Below are 15,065 nucleotides of genomic sequence, written 5' to 3'. Positions count from 1 at the left end.
CACTCACCACGCCAAACATCATCACATTCATAAGCAAAACGCCATATACAACGGCAAACGGCAGATATCACCATCGACGGAAAGCGGCTTGGGGTGCAGAATGAAGCGCGTGCCCACCCGCTTGCCGAATTTGGTCTTGAATTTGTCCAACGACCGCGCCTGATACGTTTTGGAGGATTTCACCTCGATCGGCGAGATACGCATACGTCCAGCGGCGTCGTCATATCCACGGGACATCAGGAAGTCGATTTCCATGGTATTTGCACTATTCTTGTCATCCCGTTTGGCGTAGAAGAACAGCTTGTGCCCATTGCTCGCCAGTTGCTGCGCCACAATGTTTTCCGTGAACATCCCCTCATTGACATTCAATTTGCCTAACAACAAATCACGATACAGTTCATGTGGAGTCGACTCATTGTCAGCGAACAGCTGCGAAATCAGCAATCCCGTATCGGACATGTAACATTTGAACGAACTCTCATTCAGACTTGCGGACAGCCCAACGGAAGGATCGTCAACGTTGTAACAGGTACTGCTGATACATGCATCCGACAGCCAGAAAAACGCGTCGGCGTACTCACGGCTCCGCGCACTGGACTCAAGCGAAGCGAGCTTAAACCGCTTGTCATGCCGGGATAGCTGCCCGGGAATGGTAGAAAAAATACGGGCAATCCGTGGCGCATCGGTCTGCCCGAACTGGGAAATATCATTGCGGTATAGCGACAGAATCTCTCGTTTAACGGTGTCAACCACGCCGAAATCCTTGCTCTCGTTGAATGCGTTGACCGCCTGGGGCATACCGCCAACCAGCATGTATTCGCGGAACAGCCGTTCGGCCTTGCGGTGCAACGCATCCGGCATTGGCTTCAAGGTCTGGAAGGAATCCTTAATGGGTTCGATAATCGCTTCTTCACCGGTTGCGCGTAGAAACTCCTCAAAATTCAAAGGTCCCAAACGCATTGACGTTTCCTCGGACGGGATGAGGATGCCAGCCACGTTCCGTTTGATGGATATCAACGAACCAGTTTCCAGATAGTCGTATCGCCCATCCGCCACCAACTGCTTGATGAACTCGCGAGCCTGTGGGAATCGCTGCACCTCATCGAACACAATCAGCGAATCCCGCTCAGGAAGTTTCGCACCGGTATATGCCTTGAGATACATAAAAAACGTATCGATATCCGTGCGATATGCGCGGAATAAATCCTTGATGTCTTCCGAAACCTGAGAGAAATCAAGCACCAGGTGGCCCGAATACTCATTGCTGGCAAATTCCTCCGCCAACGTGCTCTTGCCAACTCGCCTGGCCCCTTCGATAAGCATGGCGGACTTGCCCTTGGAGGTATGCTTCCAATTCAGTAGCTTTGCATATGCCTTTCGTTGGAATATAGCCATTTTTCTACCACCAATCACGAAATGGAGAGTTGTTGTACCCTTAATTTTACACGAAATGGGAAGTTTGTGGATATGGTTTTATACACGAAATGGAAAGTTTCTATGCGTCGTTTCATACACGAAATGGGAAGTTTGCACTTTAGTCCACCGATTGCGAACCCGCATCGCGCCAACTTCGAAGACATCCCATAGTACGAAAGCACAGTTTTGCATTGCGTTGAATCATAGTGATAGCATTATGCTATCACTATGAGAATTCGGATACGAGAGGAGCGGAGATGGCTTCAATCACGATCCGTCGATTGGATGACGACGTGCTGGCACAGCTGAAGCAGTCGGCGCACGACCACGGACGGTCCACGGAGGCCGAGGTGCGGTCGATTCTGGAGGATTACACCGCCGGTTACGTTGCGCACGGCATAGTGACGGCCGGCGATTTCTTCAGCCAAATCCGCGCCGATTTGGATGGCGGCCTGCGCGATGATGAGTTGAATCTTCCGGCACGTCGGAACGATGAGGACGGTCCGCAACCGGTGAACGTCTCATGAATGGCGGCATCGACGCACGACGTTATCTACTGGACACCAACGTGCTTTCGGAGGCAATGAAGAGGGACTGCGATCCACACGTGCTCGACTTCCTGCAGTCACTCGACCTTTCACGGACGTTCATCAGCGTCATTTCCGTCACCGAACTACTTTATGGCATCGAACGGCTTCCCGACGGCAGACGCAGACGGCAGTTGGAACAGGCGCTGGAGCGCCTGCTCACCACGTTCGGCAGCCGCATCCTGCCGTTCGATCTGCCGGCAAGTCTCAACTGCGCCGCGATGCTGGCGATGCGCGAGCGCAATGGCAGGCCGACCGGTTTCGCGGACGCGCAGATCGCGGCGACGGCGAAGGCCAACGCCTGCGTTGTGGCGACCCGTAATATCAAGGATTTCGAGGGAGTCGGCGTGCTGCTGGTTGATCCTTGGGATTTTCAGGGGCATGTGGAGTAAGGCGCATCGAGTTGCGCGATTCAGCGGCACCGGCTTGCATGGCAATTGTCATGCAAAGATTTTCCGTATATCGCAAAGGCGCGCGCACGATAAGCAAACGTGGGCAAAGCAAAACGAAAGGGCGGTGCGCATCCGTGGGGATGTGCACCGCCCTGGTAAGCGATTCGCCTGCGATCATTCGATTATTCCGAATGTCCGCTCAGCTTAGTTCTAGCTCAGTCCTGCAGCTCGCGCTTGACGGAACGGATCCTCACCGTGACGATGGCCGCCACAGCGATCAGCAGGGCCGCGATCACGGAGAACAGGATGATGCCCGCGCCACCGGTGAGCGGCAGCTGCGTGATGGACTTCACGTTCTTCACCTTGACACGTTCGGAATTATCGGTCGAATCGGTCCAGTTGCTGGCGAGCCCCCAGCCGTTGTTGTAGGTGGTCAGCGGGTTCGCGATCTCCGGTGTATCAGAGGGGACTCCCCTGTTGGGAGCAATACTCATGTTCACGGAGAACGTCGGCATGAAGTTCTTGGCATACCCCATGGCCGGCTCGGTCTCCACGAAGGTATAGTCACCCTCCTCAAGACCCTTGAGCTGCAGCACGCCACCTTCACCGGTGGAGATAGTCGCTGAACCGTTGACCGGATCGTACTTGTACACGCCAGCCACGCTGGAATTCACCAGCGAGAACTTCAGATCGGCATTGTCGGTAGAAGCCGTGGGATCGGTACCGCGATGCACGGTGAACTTGACGCCGGAGAGCTTGGCCTCTTCGTTGTTCTCCATGCCATACTTGTAGAACTTCAGGTCGCCCACGTACTGGGTGGTCTCGCCGGCTTCGGATTCAGCACCGTCGGCATGCTTCACGGTCGCCTCGTTGTGCAGCACACGGCCGGTACCGTCGGATCCCAACACGTCAGCGGTCACCGTGGCGGTGTAGCGCAGGAACACATAGTCCCCAACATACTTGGAGACACCGGACACCACAACGGTGGTGACGGTCTCGCTGCTGGCGTTGCCGACGTAGGAATCGTTCACATTCGCTGGGCCGACGGCCGTGCACTGTGCTCCCGCAGCGGCATCCTTGGCCTTGTGGCACACGGTGATGCTGTCCTTATTGATTTGCAGACCATTGGAAGCAGTGTCCTTGAAGGTGATCGTGTAATCGTCACGCCCGTTCGCAGCCTTCGGCACGGAGGTACGCACCTGGTAGTGCAGGGTGTCGCCGATATTCACGGACTTGGTGTTCTTCAGGTTGGTGTAGCTGTCGTCCGTATAGATGTGCTTCTCAGGGGTGAGCGGGGCATTCTCGTTCTTCACATAGAAGGAGCCCAAAGTGCCATCGAGCGCGGTCTGCTCCTTGGTCTGCACAGTTTTGAACTTCGTCTTGCCCTGCACAGTGGAGGCTACGAGCACGGTCCTGAAGTCGGTACCATTCTCGCTGTCGGTTACAAGGTACCAGCCCTCGGGAACGTTCAGGACGGCTGCATTCGGAGCCGAGCCATTATCTGCAATGACCTTGGTATCCGAGGCATCCGCCAGACCGATGGTATTTTCCTTGAAGTAATCCGCGAACTTACGCGCCGTGTCAGCATCGAACGTTGCCACGAACGCCATCGGATTGTCCTGATATTCGGTCGGAAGCGTTTGACCAGCTTTTTCGATGGCCTCCTTCAATGCAGTCTGAAGATTGTCGTTCGATACCGTATCGATATCCATGGAGGTGATGGTTTCGCCATCGCTGCCGAACTGCACATTGGAGAACGTGGCCACCTGGTAGGCCTTGTAGGTGTGGCCCTGCTGCGCGTTCACAATCGTGATCGACTCGGTGCCATCGGCGGAGGCCGAGGCGGTGCCGAGTACGGCACAGCCGAGCAGGGTCGCCGCGGCGGCGATGCCTGCCAATAGTTTCCTCATTTTCATGAGATCTCCTTCTTCTGTATTCCTTACATTTCCGTGCGCGTCCGGAACGTTCCGGACGCGGCAACATCTTTTATGGATTGGTTATGGGCATCAGTTGGATTGCCCGGACCAGTTTTGGGGGTGAATACCGTCAGCCGCGAAGGCTCCGGCGGCCACCCGCCTATTCCAGCAACTGCTCCTTCCGCTTCTGCCGCAGCCACCATTCGTGGACTGCAAAACCTGCAATCAAAGCCAATACACCTATTACGCCGCCGCCGATCAGGAAGTTCCTGGTGGTCAGGCCTCCGGTGAGCGGCAGCTGCTCCGCGCCCCTGCACACGTTCACGAACGCGGCGCCGTCGTTCACGTCGGTGGCCGTCGGCGCATCGTATCCGGGCGTGGTCGCGATGACGGAATACACGCCCTTCATCTGGTCCTCCTCGACGCGGAATCGCAGATACCGTACGTTCGTGGCATACGAAAGCGTGGGATCCGAGCCAGCGTTTTCCGTCACCTTGTACACGTAGGCGCCCGGCGTGGAGAAGCTGAACTCGCCGAAGCCGATCTTGGCGAAGTCGCCGGCCGCGGTGGGCACCACATCGTTCTTGCCGACCGTGACCGACGTGCCGCCGGTTGGCGTCGGCATCGCGTTCAGCGTTGTGTTGTTCGTCGTGCAGGAGATGCTGCCGGCGTCACTGAACGCGCCGAGATTGGCGCTGTAGTTGCAACGCTCCAGCGTGAAGGTGAACCTGTCCTTGCTGCTGTCGCTCCACGCGCGCCCGGCCAGCTGCTTGTACAGCGGGGCCGAGTCCGCAGTGTTCGTGACGACCGTCGGGTTCAGCTTCTCGTAGGTGTTGGTGAACAGGATGGCATTAGCTTTGGTATTGCCGACCTTGGTGTTGCCGTTAACCGTCTGCTCCCAAGCCTTCGTGCCGGCGTTGCGGCCCTTGTAGCACGACAGCGTGGACGTCACGCCAAGCGTTCCGTCGCCCTTGTCGGTCACGGCGATCCGCACATAGTACGCCCACTGCTTGCACCAGACGCCATCGATCTTCACATCGCTCGCGTTCTCTCCGGTCGGCGCTTTGTAGTCCGCATCGGGCTTTGTGTTGGTCTTGCCGGTGTTCGGGTTCGTGTGCTGCGCCACCTCGACAATCTTGAACTCGTAGGTCTTGCCGGCGTCCGCTTCGGTGAACACCAGATCGGACAGCTTGTTCTGCATGACGTTCTTCGCACGGCGGCCACCGTTCTCGGTCGGTTCCGCAGCACCGTTGGAGAACTCGCGGTCATTGGCGAAGGTCGCCGCCGCGATGCGCTGCTCCGAGGCATCGTCCGTACCGCTGATGCGGAACGTGAACTCCCCCGCATACAGTGCGCGCGACCCATCGTTGCTGTTGTTCAGCTCCTTGGTCACGTCGAATCCCGCATATTTCAGCGATGCCGAATACACGTTCGTGAAGGCGGCGGCATTCGTAATATTCCGGTCGGCATCGGTCAATGCATTGCGATTGTCGTACGTGACGCTCTGCACTTGCAGCGTACCGATATGCTTGCCGGACGCGTCCATGTCGGACACGACGTAGGTGACCGTCGAGGTGTGGCCGTCGTACGTGATGCCGCCGGCCTTCTCCTCGGTCTCGGTGATGTCGAAGACGTAGGTTCCCGCCTTGCGGAAGGTAAGCGCGTCGAAGGCGAACGGCTCCTCTTTGCCCGAATCGGCAGTCACGTTCGTGGTGCTGGCCTTGGCGAGCACACCATCCGACGTGCAGCCGGTGCCTGGGCAGCTCGCCCCCACAACCATGCCTGACGTCACGGCATCCTTGGTCGCATCGTCGCCCGCCTTGAGCGTAAAGGCGAAGGAATCAGTGGCCTTTCGTGCGCGGCCGGTCAAAGTCTTTGCACCTGCCGGAACAGCGGAAACCTCGGACGCATGATAGGTGTTGGTGAACTGGATGGCAGTCGATGAATCGCCCGCAGGCGCACTCACCCGTTGCAGCGCTCCGTTCGCGTCTTTGTAATACGTGATCTTCGCGTTGACCATGCCATTGGTGACCGTCACCGCCACGAACACGTAATACGCCGTACCGTCATAGGTCATTGCGGTACCGGCGTCCTTCACGGTGTCCGTGTTCTCCATCACCTTGTACACGTACGTGTTGTCGCCGGTGTTGCCATTAAAGGAGACCTGCGGGAAGTTCGCCGTATAGAAATCATCAAAGACGGCGTTCACGCCAGCTGCACCTGCTCCTACGGGCATTGGCACGGTATCCGCATTGTTCGGAAGCGCGGCCACCGTACCCGGATCTCCGCCCGCCGTCAGGAAGCTGCCGATCGCGGTCAGATGGGCACTGAACATGCCGGCTTGGTAAGGATAGCCGTTCTCGTTGTAATTCTTGGTGGCGGAGAACGTTACCGCACGCGGATCCTTGCTGTAGTTGTTGGTGAATTCGGCCACATTACCGGCTACGGTAGTCGTGTCGGCGATGGCAGCTCCGGAATCGTCATGCGTCTTCGTGACGGTGGTTCCAGCAACCTGCAATGTGCCGTCCGCAACGGTCACAGTGACGGTCACCACGTACTGCGCACGGGAATAGTTGAATCCCTCCAGCGCATCGGTGGCGGGCATGACCTCCGATAGCTGGTAGGTGTAGGTTCCCGGCTTGGTGAACGTGATATCGCCGAATGCCATGTCCTGCGATGCGCCTGCCGAAGCCTGGTAGGTCAGCGTCTTCGTCATCGTATGGTTGCCGTTGCCGTCCACACTGGAGATGGAGCATGCCCCGGCAAGCCGGTTCGCCACATCACAGGATGGCAATGGCGTGCCTTGCGCGGCCCGCAGTTGGAACGTGAACGGATATTTGGCGGACGAAGTGCCTTCCGGCAAACCTGCGACGGTTTTGTGCACCTGCACGAAGTCTTTCGCCGGCATGGTGATGCTGTCCGGCTGATATTGGTTGACCACCGTGGCCTGTGCGGCACCGGAGCTGCGCTTGATGGTGCCGCTCAGTCCGCTGGTTTTCGCCTGGTCAAGCAAATACCCGGTCGGCAAATCCTTTTCCGCAATCGAATACGAAACGTCGTCCGCGATATTGGCGATGGTGAGCGTCTGCCGATTGGTCAGCTTCACCGGCTCGGTCGTCGTGCATTTCGCTTCGTCGGTATCGCCCTCGGCGATGCAACGGACGAGCTGTCCGGACGTTGCATCGGCGCTTGCACGCTCCAGCTTCAGCACCACCGACTGATCCGCCGTAACATCTTCACCGGCACCGCCGGAAATCACGCCATAGTAGTAGTCGGTTTTGCCGTCCTGCTGGAGTTTGGCGGCATCCTTGGCATTCAGCGTGATGTCGAAAGTGAAGGCGCGTGTATCCATATCGTCGGGAGCCGTATACCCTTCGCCGATCGTGACCTTCTTGGTCAGTGACAGGCTGCCCTTGCGCTGATCCTGCACGCGCACCACGGTGGCGCCGGTGAACAGGTGTGAAAGCTCGGAATTACGCAGCTCGAACCTGGCACCACGGCTGCTGGTCGAAGTGTCGGGCGACTGCGCCACGCTGAAGTTCGTCCAGCCGGTGTCGTTGACGAAACCGTCGTCGGTCATGATGCTCTGGTCGGCCAACGTGTAGTAGCCGTTGTCGAAATCGCCGGTCCAGGTTACGTTGACGGCCTTCTCGTTTTCGCCGTCGATGGCCTTGCTCCAGCCGTCGCTGGTCACGCATTGCTCGTCGGCGCACCGTAATTGCGTGACACGCAGGTCGGAGAGCGTGCGATTGATGTCTCGGTTGGCGGCGAACTGCTTGAACACCTCGTTCAGCGTGCCGATATGCGTCAGCGTGGATATGCCGTCGTCCTTGCTGCCGGCGTCGGCGAAGATGCCATCATCAGTGATGAGCACTTTCGCCAACGTATCGTTGATCTCATAGCCGCCGGGGGCCTCAATCTCCTTGATGTAGTACGTGCCGTTGTCAAGGTCGACGCCGCTGCCCGCAACACCGTCCGCTTCGGAACCCTTCATCGCGAACATGCACGAGCCGTCCATATGGTACGGATAATCGGTGTCCTTGGTGACGCAGGCCTGCAACGGCGTGGCGCCTTCGAGCAGGCTCTTGCCGTCGGCGCTGACCTGATTGGCCGCATACAGGCCGAATTTCGCGCCTTCGATCGGATTGCCGGCGTCGTCAACCTTCTGCACGATCGGCGCGTTGCGCACGTCGGTGACCGCGATCTGCACGCCGAAGCTGCGCATGAACTGGTTGCTGTGCTTGCCTGAATCATCCATGTCGAGACGGATGGTGTTCTCTGCCGTAATGTCCGCCGCAGTATCAGCCATGGTGTAGTACAGACCCATCGCGTACAGCGAATCAGCCTGATCCGCTTCGCTGCGCATGAAGTAGTACGTGAACAGGTCGCCGGGCAGACTGGGGATATACGTCGAGTATTTGCCTTCGGAATCCTTGCCGAGGAAATGCAGGTAGTTCGTGCTCTTGCTCGCGTCGGATTGCGCCAGCTTCACGACCGATTCAACGCCGTCGACCTTCGATTCGGACAGGTTCCATCCCTGCAAGGCGCTGCCGGAGACGGCGTTCCATTCATCGTTCTGCAACGTGCCGCCCGCGGTCTTATGCCGGTTCAGGATGACGGCGAACACCTTGCCCTGCGAGGCGTCGTGCACATTGCCGTTCATGTCGTACACCGTGGTGCCGTTCGCCAACGTCAGCGTCTCGTGCGCCACCGACCATGCGCCATCGTTCCATTTCTGGGTTTCCCTGTTGCACAGCAGCAGGCCTTCGCCGTTGGGACTGATCTGGTAGCGCAGGTCGATATCCTTGGATTTTCGGTACCCGGGCGGAGCGCTGGTCTCCTTGAGCACGTAGTGCGTAATACCGCGTCCGTTGCGCGCCAAATCGGCGAAGTTCACCGGTTTGCCGGTTTCGTAGTTGGTGAACCTGTAGACGCCGTCCTTGTCGGTGACGCCCTTGCTGATCAGACCAGCGGCGGTGTAGGAGTAGTCGCTGCCTGCCTTGTACAGCTCGAATCCGGCGCCGGCCACGCGGTTGCCCTGCTGGTCAAGCTTGACCAGGTTGTTCTCCGGAATGTCGGCGAGATTGTACTTGAGCTTCATATTGGAGGCGTTGTTGCCGCGTTCCAGATAGAAGAAGTCGAGCGTGTGGTAACTGCCGTCGGCGAACGTGTTCGGATTGGTCGAAGACCATTCCACGGATTTGAACGCGTCGGAATCCTCGCCATACGCGTCGACGAACGCCTGCCGGATGGTGGTTTTCTTGTACTGGCTGCTGCCGCCGTCGGAGACCGTCACCACGCCGGTCCGATAGTTGATGTTCAAGGCGGAGGTGTTGTGGATGCCACCGACATCGCCCACGAGCACGCCATCGACGAACACCCACACGTCGTCGTCGCCGGTGAAGTCGAAGGTCATGTCCTCGCCGTTGACCAAGCCGTTTATCGGCTGCATGAAGTCGGATTGCGAGTGGACGCCGAAATAGTGGTTCAGCACCGCGTCCCTCATACCCGTGACCTTCTTCGTCAGTTGGCCGTTCCTTTCGGCGAACAGTTCATCGGCGTTGTTGAGCGGGAAGAAGCCCACGCTCGGAGTGTCATACACCACCACCTGGTTGTCGCCGTTGGTATCGCCATTGGTGTCGGTGACCAACGCGGCGAAGTTCTTCGCGCTGTCATACGTGTAATAGCCGTTCTCCAGCTGGAGCAGGCCTTTGAGATTGGTGTAGGTCTTGCGGTATTTCGTGGCCGAATCCGTGCTTTCCGGATCGAACAGATAGTCGAGCGACTGCGTGCCGTCGGTCGTCACACCCGAACCATACTGCTTGCCGGCCGCGAGCTGCGGGTACCCGTTGACCAGGGTGTTCTGGACGATGCCGAAATTCGGTCGGGCGCTTTGCGTCCATGCATTGATACTTTGGCCAAAAGTGCCGAAACCGCTATACGTGAATTTCAGCTGTTTGCCGTTGTTGATGCGCTGACTCCACTGGTCGTATAGGTCGTTGCTATCCGCGGTATGGTACGGCTGCACCCAGTAGTCGAACAGGTCGATGGAGGTGCCGGACGGACTGACCGTGTTCTTCACCACATGGTTGTTGTACGGCACGTCCGAGGTGTCGTTGGCTTGGGCCGACGGCGCGATAAGCACTGTGACGAGCATCAGCACGGCGGCCACCACGGCCGCAACGAAACGATTCGGCGCCAAGGGCGCACACACCCCTGCAAACCTTTGCACCAGCGCAGCCAGTACCCCCCTTGTATGACCCCGCATCAAACAAGAACGCTTCCTCACCGCGCAACCTCATCTTTTGCCGTACCGTCTACACGCAATACGGAATTCCCTTGCCTATCCGCGCCTGTCTGCCTATATTTCAGCACGAATGGTCGGAAGCATACACCATCGGTGTGTCCACGACAAATTCTCCGCCCCCCGGTAAACGAGAGGGGGGGGGTGAAAACGTTAACGCTCACAGTCATTCGGCACGTCTGTCCGGCATGGCAACATCCCCCGTAAGATGGCCACTTGACCGCGAGCACCGAGATCATACCGAATCATGTCCGGAATCATCTGATCAGCGTGTCGAGATGCACCGTGGCGTGACGCATGATATGCGGTTGCGGACGATTCCGACGACCCAGCACAAACAATGTCAGCAAGCCAATCGCAAGAACCGCAATACCAGCCTCAAAAGCCGTGACCCACGGGTCGCGCATGGTGTTCGGATCGGGCGCCGGCTGCGGAATAGAGACGCGATGGCCCGAAACCAGCAGACGATGCGTGTTCACGCCGTACGGCGTGCAGGTCATCAGCGTCACACGATCCTCGCCTTTGACCACACGCAGCTTCGACGTGTCCGAAGGCTCGATCACCTCGATGCGGTCCACTTCGTAGCCAAGCGTCTCCCCCATCACTTCGATGTAGAAGAAATCGCCCTTCCTCACCTCGTCCAAACGCGTGAACATGGCCGCTTCAACCAGCCCACGGTGTCCGGTGATGACCGCATGCGTGCTCGCGCCGCCCACCGGAAGGCTTGTGCCGTACAGATGCCCCGCTCCCGAGGCGAGCGCCACATTGGATGTGCCGTGGTAGATCGGCAGTTTGATGGACACCTTGGGTACGCGGATGGTGCCCATCACCCCGCCGCCGGCGTCCAGCAGGGATTGGTATTCCTTGTCTTTGGCGGATATCGAATCACTATCGTCGGACGTGTGGGAGCCTCCGGGAACGTTCGCGAACGGGTCGGATGCCTCGCCCAGCACACTCTGTTCGGAAGCAGCGATCTTCCTGTTGTATCGTTTGGCCGCGGCGAACGCGCGCTCGGCCTGCGGATACGGCCAGCCCTGCACATGGCGGGCGGCCTCGTCGGCCGTTTTGGATGTGGCGATCGACGCACGCCACTGCAACACGTACGGAAAGCCGGCCACCGCGATCGCAGCAATCACCAGCGTGGCCACGAAAGCATACAGAAAATGCAATTGCCGGCGTAGCCTCTGTCTGAGGGCGACGCGTGCGGAAATGTCGATCGCCTCGTCGAACGCCATCGGGCGCCATGGCTGCCGGTCCGCCATACGCACCTCCTGACGACCTGCATGACCCGCCGGTCGCAACCGGCGGAAATGGACGGAAGCCAAGTCTACCGCATCACGGCAACGCCAATCGGCTACCGCTTCTTCGAGCTGCGTCCCTTGAAGTAGATGTCGAACACAATCCAGACGGACAGGATGAACGCGATCACATAGCCGAGGAAACCGACGATCGGAATGCCGAAGATCACCGGTTTGATGCCCGCGTAATACACGATCGACGAGCCGATGAACAGGCCGACCACGATGAGCGCCATCGTGAGCCTGTTCACCATGTTGGCGAGCAGATGGATCGGCTCCTGCGATCCGACCATCTCCATATTCACGCGCAGCTGACCGCGCGTGAGCATGCGGGAGGCCACCTTCAGCTCGTTGGCGGCGGCCAGCAGGCTGTGCAGCGCCTGATGCCCCTCGACGGCCAGCGATTTCGCCTCATCCTTGACGAAATCCTTCTTCGACGTGCTCGCCGCGATGTGGTCGGAGATAATCTGGATCATGTTCACGTCGGGGATGAACTCGTCAAGTAGACCTTCCAACGTGACCAGCGCGCGGCCGACCGTGGTGACGGTGCTGGGCACTTCAATGCCGTGACGCTGCGCCATCTGCGTCAGGGCCGTCAGCATGGCGGCGATGTCGAGCTCGGCCAAATCAACCGTGCCGAATTCCTTGACGATCACGTCCAAATCAGCCAGCAGGGCCGGGTAATCCTCCGAATCGGCTTCGGCGCCGGCGAACCGCAGCAAACCGTCGGCAAGCGCGGGCGAATCCTGTTCGGCCACGGCGAAGATCATGTCCTTCAGAACGGAACGGGTTTTGGCGTTAAGCCGGCCCGTCATGCCGAGGTCGAGCAGCACGATCTGTCCGCCGCGCACCATGATATTGCCGGGGTGCGGGTCCGCGTGGAAGAAGCCTTCGTCAAGCACCTGCGTGGCGTAGTTGTCCACCAATTTGGTGCCGATCTCCTTCAGGTCGTAGCCGGCCGCGACGAGCTCGTCCGGATGGGACACGGAGATGCCTTCGACGTAGTCCATGACCACCACGTGCTCGGTGCAGAGTTCCGGATACGGTTTCGGGCAGTCCATGTACTTGTAGCGTTCGCAGAATCGTTTGAATTCCGCCAGATTGCGGGCTTCGATGAGGAAGTCGGTTTCGGATTCGAAAGTGTCCCACAGCTCTTCGACCACGCCGGAGAGGTCCACCACCTGCGCGCTGTGCATGGTTCTGGTGGCGACTTTGGCGATGGTGCGCATGATGGATACGTCCTGCGCCATGGTTTCGCGCACGCCCGGCCGTTGCACTTTGACGGCCACGTCCTCGCCGGTGGAGAGTTTGGCGCGATGCACCTGCGCCAGGCTTGCGGAACCGAGCGGTGTGGCGTCGATGTGCTCGAAGATCTCGTCCACGGGCCGTCCGTACTCGTTTTCGAGCACCTGCAGCACCGTGCTGTACGGCATGGGGTCGGCGTCGGCGCGCAGTTTGGACAGTTCGTCGCAGAACGCTTGGGGCAGGATTTCGGAGCGCATGGACAGGATCTGTCCGACCTTCACGAAGGTGGGGCCAAGCGCTTCGAGCATAAGCCGCATTTTGACGGGTGTGAGCCCGTGCACCACGTCGAATTGGTTGGCGATGCGCGCGATTTGCGTGAGTCGCTTGAGTTTGCCGCGTCGGGTCAGGTGGTAGCGTTCGGAGAACGTATCTTTTCGGGGCCCGAAGATGCCGATGGTTTCGGATGATTGCCCGTTCATCTGCGAGGCTGCGTCCGGCGAAGGGTCGGCGGATGGGTTGATGACCGCGTTGACCCTGTCGGACAGTGTGACCGGCTCGACGCTTTCGGGACGTGCCGCGTCCGGCTTGTCTGGTGACGATTTCAAAGACATATCACTGCTCGCAAACGGTTGGGATTCGACTGGGTGCTCGGTACATGGGCAATCGGCGCATGGGCGATGCGCATAAGATGGGCATAACAAATCGCCGTCCGGGCGCTGGCGTGCGCTGCAGACGGCGATACGAGGGTTTTGCCTTACTCGGCCTTGTCTTCGGTTGCGGCCGGAGCGGCTTCGTTCTTGGCTTCGGAGGTCTCCTTGGCCTCTTCGACCTTGTGCTTGAGTTCGGCGTTGAGGGCCTTGCCTTGCTCGACGGTCAGCTCGCCCTTCTTGACGAGGTCGTCGACGATTTCCTGGCTCTTCTCAACAGTGGTCGCCAAAGCACCGATGCCGGCGAGAAAAACCTTGCGCAGGCCGTCACCAAAATTAATATCAGCCATGATGTCCTCCTTTAGGTGATGGTGGTACCTACTGTATCGCAAATGCTCCACATATGCGGGAGGCAAAACCGGTCAATCGCATGGCGATTGGCGGAATACGGGACGGTTGCCGCCCGTTCATCGCCCGTTCATCGCGGACGGGACATGGCCACGCGGCGGGCGCGGTCGGCGGTGGCGTCGATGCGGCGCAATTCGGCGCGCTGCTCGTCCGTCTGCCCTGCCGAAGCCGGGTCGAACTTGCCGTAACGACGTTCCACGGCGGTGCGGATCAGAAAATCGGCGACCGCGGGATTCTTCGGCAGCAGCGAGCCATGCATGTACGTGCCGATCACGTTGTTGACGCGCGCGCCTTCCGTATGGTCCTCGCCGTTATTGCCGGTGCCGTCCGCGTCGACCGTGCCGAGCGGCTGGACGCCGTCGCGCAGGAACGTCTGTCCGGAATGGTTCTCGTAACCGATGATGTCGCCGAAATCGCCGGAATGTTCCGTGAGATTGCCGATCATGCGCGTCTCACGTCCCACCGTGTACGCGCCGATCACGCCGATGCCGTCGAGACGGGAACCGTCCACCGTTTCGAAATACTCGCCGAACAGCTGGTACAGGCCGCAGATCATGAGCATCGGCACGCCGTCCGCTGCCAGCGATCGCAGCAAATCGGCGCGCTGGAAGAAGTCGTCGATGATCTTCTTCTGGCCGGTGTCCTGTCCGCCGCCGCCCAGGATCATGTCGACGTGCTCGGGCCAGTCGCAACCCTGGTTGTAGGCGTGCACGCGCGGCTCATAGCCGTACAGCGCGAGACGGCGCCGGATGGTGAGCACGTTGCCGGAATCGCCGTAGATGTTCATGTCCTTCGGATACAGCGACACGATGTCGATGACCTGGCCCATATCGTCTCCTCGTTCTCCTTCGC

Annotated in this window: 9 protein-coding genes; 2 read left to right on the top strand and 7 right to left on the bottom strand. The window is 59.0% G+C overall.

The genetic code is table 11. The features are described 5' to 3' along the window. Nucleotides 1-27: 27 nt before the first annotated feature. On the bottom strand, nucleotides 28-1,395 hold the full coding sequence (locus AC1ATL_RS00905) for an ATP-binding protein (RefSeq protein ID WP_432622632.1): 1,368 nt from the start codon (nucleotides 1,393-1,395) through the stop codon (nucleotides 28-30). A 278-nt stretch (nucleotides 1,396-1,673) separates the two neighbouring features. Here AC1ATL_RS00905 and AC1ATL_RS00900 point away from each other — a divergent pair, with 278 nt between their 5' ends. Continuing rightward, nucleotides 1,674-1,943 (top strand): FitA-like ribbon-helix-helix domain-containing protein, encoded by a 270-nt coding sequence (locus AC1ATL_RS00900; protein WP_432622634.1) that lies wholly within the window; start codon nucleotides 1,674-1,676, stop codon nucleotides 1,941-1,943. Beyond that, nucleotides 1,940-2,395, top strand: a complete 456-nt coding sequence (locus AC1ATL_RS00895; protein ID WP_476567782.1) for a PIN domain-containing protein — start codon at nucleotides 1,940-1,942, stop codon at nucleotides 2,393-2,395. Before AC1ATL_RS00900 ends, AC1ATL_RS00895 begins: the two co-directional genes overlap by 4 nt. Before the next feature lie 215 nt (nucleotides 2,396-2,610). Here the strand turns inward: AC1ATL_RS00895 and AC1ATL_RS00890 are convergent, their stop codons facing one another. The 6 genes from AC1ATL_RS00890 to AC1ATL_RS00865 form a co-directional block, all read right to left on the bottom strand. Further along, nucleotides 2,611-4,311 (bottom strand): isopeptide-forming domain-containing fimbrial protein, encoded by a 1,701-nt coding sequence (locus AC1ATL_RS00890; protein WP_476567780.1) that lies wholly within the window; start codon nucleotides 4,309-4,311, stop codon nucleotides 2,611-2,613. 160 nt (nucleotides 4,312-4,471) lie between these two features. Then, a complete protein-coding gene (locus AC1ATL_RS00885) occupies nucleotides 4,472-10,513 on the bottom strand; it encodes a Spy0128 family protein (RefSeq protein ID WP_476567778.1) in 6,042 nt (2,013 codons plus the stop codon). Between the two features lie 359 nt (nucleotides 10,514-10,872). Beyond that, complete coding sequence (locus AC1ATL_RS00880) at nucleotides 10,873-11,877, bottom strand: class C sortase (RefSeq protein WP_476567776.1); 1,005 nt, start codon at nucleotides 11,875-11,877, stop codon at nucleotides 10,873-10,875. 92 nt (nucleotides 11,878-11,969) lie between these two features. Continuing rightward, entirely contained in the window at nucleotides 11,970-13,637 is a 1,668-nt protein-coding gene (locus AC1ATL_RS00875) for an ABC1 kinase family protein (protein WP_432622671.1), read from the bottom strand. A 275-nt stretch (nucleotides 13,638-13,912) separates the two neighbouring features. Next, on the bottom strand, nucleotides 13,913-14,155 hold the full coding sequence (locus tag AC1ATL_RS00870) for a phasin family protein (RefSeq protein ID WP_446476267.1): 243 nt from the start codon (nucleotides 14,153-14,155) through the stop codon (nucleotides 13,913-13,915). 128 nt (nucleotides 14,156-14,283) lie between these two features. Continuing rightward, nucleotides 14,284-15,042 carry a type 1 glutamine amidotransferase gene (locus AC1ATL_RS00865; RefSeq protein WP_476567774.1) on the bottom strand — a complete coding sequence of 253 codons (759 nt, stop codon included), beginning with the start codon at nucleotides 15,040-15,042 and terminating at the stop codon, nucleotides 14,284-14,286. Nucleotides 15,043-15,065 lie beyond the last annotated feature (23 nt).

This window comes from Bifidobacterium sp. LH_743 (genome assembly GCF_056355775.1).
Note: the sequence above shows the minus strand (reverse complement) of the source record. Positions and strands in the feature narration are given on the sequence as shown.

Excerpts from the sequence above, each read along its gene's own strand:
- AC1ATL_RS00890 (WP_476567780.1), bottom strand. The coding sequence starts at position 4,311 with ATGAAAATGAGGAAACTATTGGCAGGCATCGCCGCCGCGGCGACCCTG.
- AC1ATL_RS00895 (WP_476567782.1), top strand. The coding sequence starts at position 1,940 with ATGAATGGCGGCATCGACGCACGACGTTATCTACTGGACACCAACGTG.
- AC1ATL_RS00880 (WP_476567776.1), bottom strand. The coding sequence starts at position 11,877 with ATGGCGGACCGGCAGCCATGGCGCCCGATGGCGTTCGACGAGGCGATC.
- AC1ATL_RS00905 (WP_432622632.1), bottom strand. The coding sequence starts at position 1,395 with ATGGCTATATTCCAACGAAAGGCATATGCAAAGCTACTGAATTGGAAG.
- AC1ATL_RS00900 (WP_432622634.1), top strand. The coding sequence starts at position 1,674 with ATGGCTTCAATCACGATCCGTCGATTGGATGACGACGTGCTGGCACAG.
- AC1ATL_RS00870 (WP_446476267.1), bottom strand. The coding sequence starts at position 14,155 with ATGGCTGATATTAATTTTGGTGACGGCCTGCGCAAGGTTTTTCTCGCC.
- AC1ATL_RS00865 (WP_476567774.1), bottom strand. The coding sequence starts at position 15,042 with ATGGGCCAGGTCATCGACATCGTGTCGCTGTATCCGAAGGACATGAAC.
- AC1ATL_RS00875 (WP_432622671.1), bottom strand. The coding sequence starts at position 13,637 with ATGAACGGGCAATCATCCGAAACCATCGGCATCTTCGGGCCCCGAAAA.